The sequence below is a fragment of the Marinovum sp. E3 genome, from assembly GCF_055755275.1.
In genome coordinates this window covers 2,057,500-2,069,757 of record NZ_CM146908.1, presented here as the reverse complement: position 1 = coordinate 2,069,757, position 12,258 = coordinate 2,057,500, and the positions used below count along the sequence as shown (strand labels likewise).

General features: G+C 68.7%; 13 protein-coding genes. 9 read left to right on the top strand and 4 right to left on the bottom strand.

What is annotated here, in order from left to right; all coding sequences use genetic code 11:
• Positions 1-46 precede the first annotated feature (46 nt).
• Positions 47-469 carry a nucleoside-diphosphate kinase gene (ndk, locus tag AC0J5K_RS10150; RefSeq protein WP_074834999.1) on the top strand — a complete coding sequence of 141 codons (423 nt, stop codon included), beginning with the start codon at positions 47-49 and terminating at the stop codon, positions 467-469.
• A 95-nt stretch (positions 470-564) separates the two neighbouring features.
• Positions 565-1,113 (top strand): NUDIX hydrolase, encoded by a 549-nt coding sequence (locus tag AC0J5K_RS10145; protein ID WP_274563067.1) that lies wholly within the window; start codon positions 565-567, stop codon positions 1,111-1,113.
• 66 nt (positions 1,114-1,179) lie between these two features.
• On the opposite strand, the gene AC0J5K_RS10140 is transcribed toward AC0J5K_RS10145, so the two are convergent.
• From AC0J5K_RS10140 to AC0J5K_RS10130, 3 genes are read right to left on the bottom strand one after another with little or no spacing between them, the layout of a single operon-like run.
• Entirely contained in the window at positions 1,180-1,518 is a 339-nt protein-coding gene (locus AC0J5K_RS10140; protein ID WP_274563069.1) for a TfoX/Sxy family DNA transformation protein, read from the bottom strand.
• Positions 1,515-2,696, bottom strand: a complete 1,182-nt coding sequence (locus tag AC0J5K_RS10135; protein ID WP_074834995.1) for a pyridoxal phosphate-dependent aminotransferase — start codon at positions 2,694-2,696, stop codon at positions 1,515-1,517. The genes AC0J5K_RS10140 and AC0J5K_RS10135 overlap by 4 nt, the downstream gene beginning before the upstream one ends.
• Positions 2,697-2,750: 54 nt before the next feature.
• Positions 2,751-3,128, bottom strand: a complete 378-nt coding sequence (locus AC0J5K_RS10130; protein WP_274563220.1) for an MmcQ/YjbR family DNA-binding protein — start codon at positions 3,126-3,128, stop codon at positions 2,751-2,753.
• 229 nt (positions 3,129-3,357) lie between these two features.
• On the opposite strand from AC0J5K_RS10130, the gene cysS reads away from it, so the two are divergent.
• The 3 genes from cysS to AC0J5K_RS10115 all read left to right on the top strand — a co-directional run bounded on the left by cysS (position 3,358) and on the right by AC0J5K_RS10115 (position 7,214).
• Positions 3,358-4,719, top strand: coding sequence for a cysteine--tRNA ligase (gene cysS / locus AC0J5K_RS10125; RefSeq protein WP_274563072.1), 1,362 nt, complete (start codon positions 3,358-3,360; stop codon positions 4,717-4,719).
• 126 nt (positions 4,720-4,845) lie between these two features.
• A complete protein-coding gene (gene cimA / locus AC0J5K_RS10120) occupies positions 4,846-6,456 on the top strand; it encodes a citramalate synthase (protein WP_274563075.1) in 1,611 nt (536 codons plus the stop codon).
• Positions 6,456-7,214 carry a squalene/phytoene synthase family protein gene (locus tag AC0J5K_RS10115; RefSeq protein ID WP_274563078.1) on the top strand — a complete coding sequence of 253 codons (759 nt, stop codon included), beginning with the start codon at positions 6,456-6,458 and terminating at the stop codon, positions 7,212-7,214. The genes cimA and AC0J5K_RS10115 overlap by 1 nt, the downstream gene beginning before the upstream one ends.
• A gap of 13 nt (positions 7,215-7,227) precedes the next feature.
• Here the strand turns inward: AC0J5K_RS10115 and AC0J5K_RS10110 are convergent, their stop codons facing one another.
• Complete coding sequence (locus tag AC0J5K_RS10110) at positions 7,228-8,454, bottom strand: MFS transporter (RefSeq protein ID WP_274563080.1); 1,227 nt, start codon at positions 8,452-8,454, stop codon at positions 7,228-7,230.
• Between the two features lie 513 nt (positions 8,455-8,967).
• Here AC0J5K_RS10110 and AC0J5K_RS10105 point away from each other — a divergent pair.
• The 4 genes from AC0J5K_RS10105 (at position 8,968) to AC0J5K_RS10090 (ending at position 12,155) form a co-directional block, all read left to right on the top strand.
• Positions 8,968-10,050, top strand: coding sequence for an extracellular catalytic domain type 1 short-chain-length polyhydroxyalkanoate depolymerase (locus AC0J5K_RS10105; protein WP_274563082.1), 1,083 nt, complete (start codon positions 8,968-8,970; stop codon positions 10,048-10,050).
• Between the two features lie 85 nt (positions 10,051-10,135).
• Positions 10,136-10,870, top strand: a complete 735-nt coding sequence (locus AC0J5K_RS10100; protein ID WP_074834987.1) for a precorrin-6A/cobalt-precorrin-6A reductase — start codon at positions 10,136-10,138, stop codon at positions 10,868-10,870.
• Positions 10,858-11,493 (top strand): DNA-3-methyladenine glycosylase family protein, encoded by a 636-nt coding sequence (locus AC0J5K_RS10095; protein WP_274563085.1) that lies wholly within the window; start codon positions 10,858-10,860, stop codon positions 11,491-11,493. The genes AC0J5K_RS10100 and AC0J5K_RS10095 overlap by 13 nt, the downstream gene beginning before the upstream one ends.
• Positions 11,490-12,155 (top strand): alpha/beta hydrolase, encoded by a 666-nt coding sequence (locus tag AC0J5K_RS10090; protein ID WP_048531180.1) that lies wholly within the window; start codon positions 11,490-11,492, stop codon positions 12,153-12,155. The genes AC0J5K_RS10095 and AC0J5K_RS10090 overlap by 4 nt, the downstream gene beginning before the upstream one ends.
• Positions 12,156-12,258 lie beyond the last annotated feature (103 nt).

Here is a 12,258-nt window from a genome sequence, read left to right as displayed (position 1 = left end):
GACCGGCCGGGGCGCATATCCCCGGTCTCAAACAGGAGACCGCCCGATGGCAACCCAACGCACGCTCAGCATCATCAAACCCGATGCCACCCGCCGCAACCTCACCGGCAAGATCAATGCCAAGTTCGAGGACGCCGGCCTGCGCATCGTCGCGCAGAAGCGCATTCAGCTGACCAAGGCCCAGGCCGGCAAGTTCTACGAAGTGCACGCCGAGCGTCCCTTCTACGACGAACTCTGCGCGTTCATGGCCTCCGAGCCGGTGGTGGTGCAGGTGCTCGAAGGCGACAACGCCATCCAGAAGAACCGCGAAGTGATGGGCGCCACCAACCCCGCCGATGCGGCGCCGGGCACCGTGCGCGCCGAGTTTGCCGAATCCGTGGGCGAGAACTCGGTGCACGGCTCCGACGCGCCGGAAACCGCCGCGGTCGAGATCGCCTATTTCTTCTCGGGCCTCGAACTGGTCGGCTGAGCCGTCCGCGCCGACCCGATGAATGCTGCCGCCCCGGTCCCGGGGCGGCGTTTTCCGTTTCAAGACGTTCAGACAATCACAGGGCGACGCCGGACATGGCTGACAGGCATTGGAAAACCCTCCGCAAGGACATCGTCTTCGAGGCCGCGCCGTATCTCAAGGTCGCGCGCGAGACGGTCGAACTGCCGGATGGCCGTCGGGTCGATGATTTCTATCAGGTCCACCTGCGTCCCTTCGTTTCGGTCGTGCCGGTCACACCCGAGGGCCGCATCCTGATCCTAGAGCAATACAAGCATGGACCGCGCTGCGTCTCGATCACCTTTCCCGGCGGTTTCGTCGACGCGGGCGAAGACCCGGAAACGGCCGGCCGCCGAGAGCTGATGGAGGAAACCGGCTATCGGGCCGGGGCCTTCATCCCGATGGGCACTTACGTCGACAACGGCAACCAGCGCGGCTGTTCGGGCAGCTATTTCCTGGCCCTCAACTGCGAAAAGGTGGCCGAACCCGACCCCGGCGATCTCGAAGAGATGGAAGTGAGCTTCGCCACTCCGGAAGAGCTCGACGCCGCGCTGGGAACGCCGCGGTTTGCCATCACCCACATGGCCGCCGCCTGGGCCTTTGCCCGGATGAAACTCCCCGCCTGACCCGCCCCGGCCCCCGCGCCGGGGCCTTTTCGGCCAAGGCCCCTCGAACCGCGGGCCCGCAGGACTTCACCGTCGCGCCGCCTCGACCACGCCGATCTCGTCCAGGATGCGCTCGATGCCGCTAGGGGCCCTGGCGGGCCTGTGTGCCGCCTTGAGCGCGTCGAAACGTTGGCGCAGCGCCTGTTTCTCCGCGCCCTGGCAATCGTTCCACGGCCGCCCCTGAAGCCCCATCACCAGCACGTAATAGCCGATGAAATGCGGGCGCATGCCGCTGGCGATCAGCTTGCCATAAGCCGCATCCGCCCCCAGCGCGCGCAGCGCGTCGGCGCTGGTGATGCCGGCGCGGGCGCAGGCCGCCTCCATCGCCGGGCCGAGATTGCGGATCGAACTGACCGGATTGCTCATTCCGCCGCCTCCCGGCAAAGGTCTTCGGCAAAGCGCAGCAGCACGTCGAGCGCCCGGGCCAGCGCCGCATCCTCGACCGTCAGGGCCACCCGCACATGGCCGGCCGCGGCGCGGCCAAAGCTTTCGCCGGGCATGACGGCAATGCGGTGCCGGTCGAGCAGCGCCTCGGCAAACCCCAGCCCGGAGAGCCCGGTGCGGCGGATGTCGAGCATCAGGTACATCGCGCCCTGCGCCGGGGCGCTCTGCACCACCGGACAACCGGCGACAATCCCCGCCGCCAGATCGCGGCGGCGGCGGAAGGGCGCGGCGATTTCCTCTTCCAGCCAGGCGCCTTCGTCGAGCGCGAAAAGCGCCGCATCCTGGATATATCCCGGCACGCCATAGGTGGTGTGGGTCGCCAGGTCGATCAGCGCCGAGATCGCCGGCTCCGGGCCGATCACCCAGCCGATGCGGCTGCCGGTCATGGCGTGGCTCTTCGACATCGAGCCCACCACCAGCGTGTGATCGCGCGCACCGGGCAGGGCGCGCGGGCTCAGGTGCCGGCCGTCCCAGACCATGGTGTCATAGACCTCGTCCGAGATCAGCCAGAGACCGCGCGTGCGCGTCAGATCGACCAGCCCTTGCAGCCGGTCGCGGTCATAGAGGATGCCGGTGGGATTGTTGGGGGTGTTGATCAGCAGCGAGGTCGCGCCCGCCGCCGACGCCGCGATCCGCGCCGGATCGGGCTGGAACCCATCCTCGGCACGCGCCGCGACCGGCACCGGCAGGGCGCCGGCGGCGCGGATGGTGCCGGGGTAGGTGGCGTAATAGGGATCGATGAACAGCCCCCGGTCGCCCGGCGCGCAGGCCAGCATATGCGCCGCGAACAGCCCGGATTGTCCGCCCGGGGTGATCAGCACATTGCCGCGCCCGGTGGGCACGCCGCTGCGCTCGGTGACATGCGCCGCCACCTTGTCGCGCAGCGCATCGGTGCCGGGCACGGCGGCATAGCCGGTATGGCCGCCCCGCGCCGCGCGGTGCATTTCCTCGAGGATGCGGGGATGGGTGGGGATGTCATGTTCGCCGATCGTCAGCTCGGTGACCGCCACGCCTTCGGCCACCAGGGCGCGCGCCTTGTAGAACACGCCCCAGCCGTCGCCATCGCTCACCAATGTGGCCAACCTGTCGGATATCCGCATATCGTGCCCCTTTCGACTTTTCGCCATGCAGACAGCGCCGTGCCGGGATGTCAATCACTCCGCCGGGTCGAGCCCGGCCTGCACCTTTTTCGGCAGCTTCGCGCGCACGATCCGGTAGGAGGCCACCAGCCGTTCGCGCAGCTCCTCGTTGGTGATGTCCTTGGGACCGAGGCGGTCGAAAGGCACCTGCACCCAGGAGCGGTGGAAGTACGGTGCCTTGACCGCCCGGCCGATCTCGATCAGCGCGCTGGCGCTCTCGACATCGGCGCTCTCGACATCGGCGGTCTTGACCGAGACGCCGCCGCCCAGAGCGCCGACACAGGCGAACATCTTGCCGCCGACCTTCCAGGCGTCGTGGCCGCCGCCCCAAGGGTCGGAGACCTCGGCGCCGGGCATGGCGGCGCAGATCGCATTCACCATCTCGCGTGACATGGCACCCATGGTGCGGCGGCCGGGCGAGTCGCGCAAGAGGCCGGCCGGGGGCAAGTCCGCGCTTGGCGCGGCGCACGTCCTGTGCTAGGTCGGGCCGCATGAGCATCCAGGCAATCATCATTTGCTGCATTATCCGCTGACACTTGTCGGCGGGCCTGCTCTTTCTTTCCTTTGTGAACCGATCTTGCTAAGCCCGCCGCGAGCGCCTGCGCGCCCGTGAGGAGAGGTTATGACCGAGATCAGACTGCACAATACCAAGGCCCGCCGAAAAGAGGTCTTTGCCCCGATCGATCCGGAAAATGTGCGGATTTATCTCTGCGGGCCAACGGTTTATGATCGCGCCCACCTGGGGAACGCGCGCAATGTGATCATGTTCGACGTGCTCTTCCGGCTGCTGCGCCATGTCTATGGGCCGGACCATGTGACCTATGTGCGCAACTTCACCGACGTCGACGACAAGATCAACGCCCGCGCCGCCGAAAGCGGCCGCAGTATCGAGGAGATCACCGCCGAGACCACGCAATGGTATCTCGACGACATGGCGGCGCTGGGCACGCTGGAGCCCAGCAAGATGCCGCGGGCGACGCAATATATCGGCGAGATGATCGAGATGATCGAAGGGCTGATCGCCAAGGGCCATGCCTATGCCGCCGAGGGCCATGTGCTGTTCTCGGTCGAGAGCTACAAGGATTACGGCGCGCTCTCCGGCCGGTCGGTGGATGACATGATTGCCGGCGCCCGCGTCGAGGTGGCGCCGTACAAGCGCAACCCGATGGATTTCGTGTTGTGGAAACCCTCGTCCGGGGATCTGCCCGGCTGGGAGAGCCCCTGGGGCCGCGGCCGCCCCGGCTGGCATATCGAATGTTCGGCGATGTCGCATGCCCTGCTCGGGGCGTCGTTCGACATTCACGGCGGCGGCAACGACCTGATGTTTCCGCATCATGAAAACGAGATCGCCCAGAGCTGCTGCGCCCATCCGGAAGGCGATTTTGCCCGGGTCTGGCTGCACAACGAGATGTTGCAGGTCGAAGGGCGGAAGATGTCCAAGTCGCTGGGCAATTTCTTTACCGTGCGGGATCTCTTGAACGAGGGGGTGCCGGGCGAGGTGATCCGCTTTGTCTTTCTCTCGACCCATTACGGCAAGCCGATGGACTGGACCGTGAAGAAGCGGGATGAGGCGGAGGCAACGCTGCGCAAGTGGCGCGGGCTCTGCGAGGGCGTCGAGCCGGGCGCGCTGCCCGAGGCGGTGGTTGCCGCCCTGGCCGATGATCTGAACACCGCCGGCGCGATTGCCGAGCTGCACCGGCTGGCGGCCGAGGGGGAGGCCCCGGCGCTGAAGGCCGGGGCGGGCTTGCTCGGATTGTTGGGCGAGGCGCTGGCCGGCTGGGAACGCGTCGAAGTGGATCTTTCGGCGCTGGTCGCCCGCTTCAACGAGACCCGCGCGCAGGCGATGGAGAGCAAGGATTTCTCTGGTGTCGATGCGCTGAAACAGGGGCTGATTGCCGCCGGCGTCGAGGTGCGGATGAGCAAATCCGGCGTCGAGCTGGTGCCGGGACCGGGCTTTGACGCCGCCAAGCTGGAGGCCTTGTGATGCGGGGTGCGCGTTGCCGGGGGGCTGTCTGCCCCCCCTCCGCCGGGGCGGAAAAACACAGACCCTTCGCCGGGGCGGACTCCCCCCGACGGGTATTATTGAACAGAAGAAGCATGGGGCGCTGTCATGGCTGAGCGGCTTTACCTTTACGACACCACCCTGCGCGACGGGCAACAGACCCAGGGGGTGCAGTTCTCGACCGCCGAGAAGCTGCGGATCGCCGAGGCGCTGGATGCACTCGGCGTGGATTACATCGAGGGCGGCTGGCCCGGCGCCAACCCGACCGACAGCGCGTTTTTCGAAGCCGCGCCGAAGACGCGGGCGCGGATGACCGCCTTCGGCATGACCAAGCGCGCCGGCATCAGCGCCGAGAACGACGATGTTCTGGCGGCGGTGATGAATGCCGGCACCGGCAGCATTTGCCTGGTGGGCAAGAGCCACACCTATCACGTCGAGGCGGCGCTGGGCATCAGCAAGGCCGAGAACACCGAGAACATCGCCCGCTCGGTGGCGCATATCGTGGCCCAGGGGCGCGAGGCGCTGTTCGATGCCGAGCATTTCTTCGACGGCTACAAATCCGATCCCGATTATGCGCTCGAGGCCTGCCGCGCGGCGCTTGCGGCCGGGGCGCGCTGGGTGGTGCTCTGCGACACCAATGGCGGCACCCTGCCGGAAGAGATCGGACGGATCGTGGCGGAGGTGATCGCGGCGGGGATCCCGGGCGACAGGCTGGGCATCCACACCCACAACGACACCGAAACGGCGGTGGCCGGATCGCTGGCGGCGGTCATGGCCGGGGCGCGGCAGGTGCAGGGCACGCTCAACGGGCTGGGCGAGCGCTGCGGCAATGCCAATCTGACGACGCTGATCCCGACCCTGTTGCTCAAGGCGCCTTATGCCGATCTGTTCGAGATCGGCGTCGAGCGCGCGGCGCTTTCGGGTCTGGTGCGGGTCAGCCGGATGCTGGACGAGATTCTCAACCGGGTGCCGATGCGGCAGGCGGCTTATGTGGGCGCCTCGGCCTTTGCCCACAAGGCGGGCCTGCATGCCAGCGCCATCCTCAAGGATCCGGCGACCTATGAGCATATCGACCCGGAGGTGGTGGGCAATACGCGCATCATCCCGATGTCGAACCAGGCCGGGCAGTCGAACCTGCGCACGCGGCTGGCCGATGCCGGGCTGGCGGTGGAAAAGGGCGATCCGGCGCTGGGCCGCATCCTCGACCGGGTCAAAGCGCGCGAGACCGACGGCTATTCCTACGATGGCGCCCAGGCCTCCTTCGAGCTGCTGGCGCGCGAGGAGCTGGGCCAGGCGCGGCGGTTCTTCGAGCTCGACCGCTACCGGGTGACGGTGGAGCGGCGGCGCAATGCGCTGGGCAGCATCGTCAGCGCCTCGGAGGCGGTGGTGGCGGTGACCATCGACGGCGAGCAGATCCTCTCGGTCAGCGAAAGCCACGACGAGGAGGGCAACGATCGCGGGCCGGTCAATGCGCTGAGCCAGGCGCTGAAGCGGGATCTGGGCAAGTACCAGGCCTCGATCGACGACATGCATCTGGTGGATTTCAAGGTGCGGATCACCCAGGGCGGCACCGAGGCGGTGACACGGGTGATCATCGACTGCGAGGATGGCAAGGGGCGGCGCTGGTCGACGGTCGGGGTCTCGCCCAACATCGTCGATGCCTCGATGGAGGCGCTGCTCGACGCGATCCGCTGGAAACTGATCCGCGACGCCGGCTGATGGCGGATTGGCATGCCTGCGCCGCCCTTGTCGAAAAGGGCGATCCCGACCGTTTCATGGCGGTGATGTCCTGTGACGTGGCGGCGCGGGCCCGGCTGTTTCCGCTGTTTGCCTTCAACCTCGAGGTGGCGCGGGCGCCCTGGATGACCCAGGAGCCGATGATTGCCGAGATGCGGCTGCAATGGTGGCGCGACGCCCTGGCCGAGATTGCCGCCGGCGGGCTGGTGCGGCGCCACGAGGTGGTGACGCCGCTGGCGCTGGTGCTGAGGCCGGAGCAGGGCGCGTTGCTCGACGGGCTGATCGACGCGCGGCGGCAGGATATCGGGCGCGAGGGCTTTGCCAGCGAGTCGGAGTTCGAGGCCTATATCGAGGCCACCTCGGGCAACCTGCTGTATGCCGCCGCGCTATGGTATGGTGCGCCGGATGAGGCGGCGGTGCGTGACGTCGCCTATGGCGCCGGGGTGGCGCATTACCTGGTTGCCGTTCCCGAGCTCGAGGCGCGGGGGCATCGGCCGCTGGTAGACGGGCGGCCAGAAGCGGTGCGGGCGCTGGCAGCGGCGGCGCTGGGACGGCTGCGGCGGGGGCGGGCGGCGGTGTCGCCGGCCCAGAGCGCAGCGCTGCGCAGCACCTGGCAGGCCGAGGCCCTGCTGAAACAGGTGACAGCCGATCCCGGGCGGGTGGCGCGCGGCAGCCTGGGCCTGTCGGACGCAGGCAAGCGGGCGCGGCTGATCTGGCGGGCCCTGCGCAGCGGGGTCTGAGCCCCGCACCGTCTCAGGCCGCCTCAGGCCGGGGCCGCAGCATCAGCCAGAGCAGCGCGCCTCCGGCCAGCACCAGGAAGGGCACCATCGCCATGTTGACGGCCGTCCACCCGGCCTGCGGCGTGCCTCCGGAACAATTCATCAGCCCGCCCGAAGCCAGCGAGGCCACCGAAACGCCGCCAAAGACGATCAGGTCATTGAGGCCCTGCATCTTGCCGCGTTCCTCCGGCGCATGGGCGGCGGCGAGCATGGTGGTGGCGCCGATAAAGCCGAAGTTCCAGCCGAGGCCGAGCAGCACCAGCGCGACAAAGAAATTCTCGAGCGCGACGCCGGCCAGCCCGACACCACCGGCGACGGCGAGGATCACCAGCCCCAGGCCCATGATCCGTTCGACCCCGAAGCGCGCGATCAGATGGCCGGTAAAGAACGAGGGCACGAACATTGCCAGCACATGGGCGGTGACCACGTCGGCAGCGTTGTTCTTGTCAAAGCCGCAGCCGACAACCGCCAGCGGCGTCGAGGTCATCACCAGGTTCATCAGCGCATAAGACACCATGGCGCAGATCACCGCCACCGCGATGCGCGGCGTGGCGATCAGTTCGCGGCGGGACCGGCCCTTGGGGGCATCGGCTGCGGGCACCGGCGGCCGGGGGATGTCGAGGAAGAGAAACAGCAGCGCGCCCAGCAGGTTGACGGCGATCACCGTGGCATAGGTGCCGAGGAAGGGGATCACATAGGCATCGGCGGTGAGCTTGACCAACTGCGGGCCGATCACCGCCGAGGCCAGGCCGCCGGCCATGACATAGGAGATCGCCTTGGGGCGGAAATCGTCCGAGGCGGTGTCGGCGGCGGCGAAGCGGTAGAAGCCCTGCGCCGACATGTAGATCCCGGTCAGGAAAGAGCCGAGGAGGAAGAGCGGGAAGCTCTGAAGATAAAGCGCGTAGGCGCCGATCAACCCGCCGAGCGCGCCGCCAAGCGCCCCGACGAAAAACCCCGCCCGCCGGCCATAGCGCTGCATGAAGGCGGAAATCGGCGTCGCGGTGACCATCGAGCCGATCACGATCAGCGAAATCGGCAGCGTTGCAAAACAGACGTTGGAAGCCAGCGACTGCCCGGCCAGGCCGCCGATGGTAAAGATCATCGGCATCTGCGCCCCGAGGATCGCCTGGGCGAGCACAAGAACGATCACATTGCGCCGGGCACGGCTGTCGGTGGGGGTGGGAGCGGCAAGATCTGTCATGAGGCAATCGGTAAGCCGCCGCGCCGGGCGCGGCAAGCGCCGATTTCCCGGCCTTGGGTGACCCGCGTCACACATGGAAAGGAGACGCGGGATCGTCTGTGGCGGCGGCGGTCGAGATCGGGGCCGCCGGGCTGAGCATTGCCGACGAAGGCATCGGGCAAGGGAAACGGCCGTGCGGCACGCCGAGCGGCGGGGGCGACGACGCCGGCAAAAGTGCGGCGCAAGGCAAGACCCGGACGATCGCGCGGAGCGGGCTGGCCGACCTGCACAAGTCCGCATCTCGGCCGTCCCGGGCCAGTGCCACTTTTGACGGGGCGGGTGTCCAGCGACCGGGCGGCGCGCAAATATCGGGCAGGCGGTGCGCCGCAGCTTGTGGTCGGGCCGTCCCGGGATATACCTGTGCCCGAAACGGCAGTTAATGATGAACATCGCAGGCCGCCGCGCAGGATGACCGACAGGCCAGCACGGCGCGGAACATTGCGACGGGCGGCATCCCCTGACAAGGAGAGGGCAATGAACTCTCGATTTTCCTCGGCCATGCAACGGGCGACAGAGGCCCTGCGGAGCAGCACCTTGGCCGAGGCGGCCGACAGGCTCCGCACCTCGTTTGGCGGGGTTGCGGCAGATACCGCTGGCGGCAATCCGCAGAGTGCCGAAAGCCCGCGCAAGGCGCTGGGCGAGACCCTGGCCGATATCGCCGCCCGGATGCCGGGGATCGGCATGCCGGGGCCGGAGCCCGAGGAGGCGCCGCTGCCCGAGGGCGCGCGCTTCGATGCCGGCACCTTTGCCTGTGCCGCCGGCCGTCGCGAGTACCGGGTCTATCTGCCGCGGCTGACGGGCCGGCCGCGGGGGCTGATCCTGATGCTGCATGGGTGCACCCAGACGCCGGTTGATTTCGCCATTGGCACCGGCATGAACCGGTTGGCGGATCACCACGGGCTGATCGTCGTCTATCCGGCCCAGCCGCGTTCGGCCAATGTGAATGCCTGCTGGAACTGGTTCTCCACCGACGACCAGGAGCGGGGCGCGGGCGAGCCCGCGATCCTCGCCGGGCTGACCCGCGAATTGTACGAGCGCCATGATGTACCGGCGGGCAAGGTCTTTGTCGCCGGGCTCTCGGCAGGTGCGGCGATGGCGGTGATCCTCGGGCGCAGCTATCCCGATCTCTTTGCCGCCGTGGGGGCGCATTCCGGGCTGCCGTACAAGGCCGCGAACACGGCGCATGGTGCCTTTGCCGCCATGGCCGGAAGCCCGGCGGCAATGCAGGATGCCTCCGGCCCGCCGCTGCCCACCATCGTCTTTCACGGCAGCGCCGACAGCACCGTCGCCCCGGCCAATGGCGGCCGCATCGCCAGCCAGGCCCATCCCGGCGGGGCCGAGGTGATCGATGGCGGAAATGCCGGCGGGCGCAGTTTCACCCGCACCAGCGTGCTGGCAGCCGACGGCACGCCGGCCATGGAACACTGGCAGATCGACGGTCTTGGCCATGCCTGGTCGGGCGGCGTACCGGCGGGCAGCTACACCGATGCCGAGGGGCCCGACGCGAGCGCGGAAATGCTGCGGTTCTTTCTCGGATTGCCGCGCCGGGGGGAATGATTGCCCGAACGGGGCGCCACGGGCAGAGTGCTTGACCCCGGCCGGCGAACCGGCCAATCCTCGGCCCCGGAAGGGCTGACGCGACATGCATCGATCGGGCACTGACATTCTGCTGATCGGCGGCTCTGCCGAGGCGCGGGCGCTGGCCCCCGGCTTGCGGGGAAGGGCCTCTGTGATGCTGCCCGGCCCGGAGCGGCGGGCGCATGGCTGGCCGATCCCGCTGCTGCCCGAACCGCTGGGGCAGGCGGCGCTGACCGCGCGGGTCGCGGCCGGGGTCGGGCTGATCGTCGACGCCAGCCATCCCAACGATTGGCAGAGCTCGTTCTGCGCCCACCGGGTGGCCGGGGCGCTGGGCGTCGATCTGCTGCGGCTGGAGCGGCCGGCCTGGCGGCCGGGCCGGCGCGACCGCTGGGTCCGGCTGCGCGACGAGACCGCGGCGGCGCGTCACCTGCCGCGCGGCGCGCGGGTGTTTCTGGCCACCGGCCGCGAAGGGCTGACGCGCTTTGCCGCGCTGCGCGAGGCCTATGTGTTCACCCGGCAATTGTCGGAGCATCACGATCCGTTTCCACTGCCCCGTGGCCGGTTCCTGCGCGGCGCCTCGCCGTTTTCGGTGGCCGGCGAGGTGGCGCTGTTCCGGCGGCTTCGGATCGACTGGCTGATCCTGCGCAATGCCGGCGGGCCCGGCGGCTGGCCCAAGCTCGCCGCCGCGCGGCGGCTCGGGCTGCGGGTCGGCATGATCGACCGGAAACCCCTGCCGCCGGCGCCGGTGGTGCGCGACGTGGCGGCGGCCCGGAGGAGGATTGCAGAATGGGCGAGCTAGGCCGGATCATCGAGACCGACGCCTGTGTGGCTGAGGGCGCGGATTGGCTGCGCCGCGCCGATCCGCGGTTTGCGCCGGCGCTTGACGCCTGCGGCCCGCTGCCGCTGCGCCGCCGGCCGGACGGCTTTGCGCAATTGCTGAGCGCGATCGTCAGCCAGCAGGTCTCGGTCGCCTCGGCCGCGGCAATCTGGGCGCGGTTGCAGGCGGCGGGCATGGTGACGCCGGAGGCAATCCGCGCGGTCGACGAAAGCGCCCTGCGCGATCTCGGGCTGAGCCGGCAGAAGGCGGCCTATGCCGGGGCACTGGCGGCGGCGGAGATCGACTTTGCCGCGCTGCGCCGGATGCCGGATGCGGAGGTGATCGCGACGCTGGTGGCGGTCAGGGGGATCGGCGTCTGGACGGCGGAGATCTATGCCATGTTCTCGCTCGGCCGGGCCGATGTCTTTGCCCCCGGCGACCTCGCGCTGCAAGAATCGGCGCGGCTGCTATTCGGTCTGGAGGACCGGCCGAAGGAGCGCGCGCTGCGGCAGATGGCCGAAGCCTGGTCGCCCTGGCGGTCGGTTGCGGCCCGTGCGCTCTGGGCCTACTACAGGCATGCCAAGGCAAGGGAAGGTATTCGATGACTCGTGTTCTGACGTCCGGTCGCAAGGAGCCCGCCTCGGGCGAGCTGCGGTCGGTGGTGATTTTTCTGCATGGTTACGGCGCCAACGGGGCCGACCTTCTCGGTCTGGCCGATCCGCTGAGCGAACATCTGCCCGACACGCTGTTTCTGGCGCCGGATGCGCCCGAGGCCTGCGCCGGGGCGCCGATGGGGTTTCAGTGGTTTCCGATCCCCTGGATCGACGGTTCGTCGCAGGAAGAAGCCGAGGCCGGCATGGTGCGCGCGGCGGAAGACCTCAATGCCTATCTCGACTCGGTGATGGTGGACGAGGATGTGCTGCCCGAGCAGGTGGCGCTCTTCGGGTTTTCGCAAGGCACGATGATGAGCCTGCACGTCGCGCCCCGACGCGAGGATGCGGTGGCCGGTGTGGTGGGCTTTTCCGGCCGCCTGCTGGCGCCCGAGTTGCTCGAGGACGAGGCGGTGAGCTTTCCGCCGGTGCTGCTGGTGCATGGCGACCATGACGACGTGGTGCCGCCGCAATCGCTGCCCGAGGCGGCCGAGGCCTTGCAAAAGGCCGGCTTCAAGGAGGTCTTTGCCCATATCATGAAGGGCACGGCGCATGGCATCGCGCCCGACGGTTTGGGAGTGGCGCTGGCCTTTCTGCGCGACAAGTGCGGCTTTTGACGCGACGCCGCGCCTGCTGCGCGACTTAGAGGGCTTGGCCCACATTTTTTGAGGGACATTGCCCCCGGGCCTGCGGCCTCCACCCCAGAGGTGTTTCCAATCG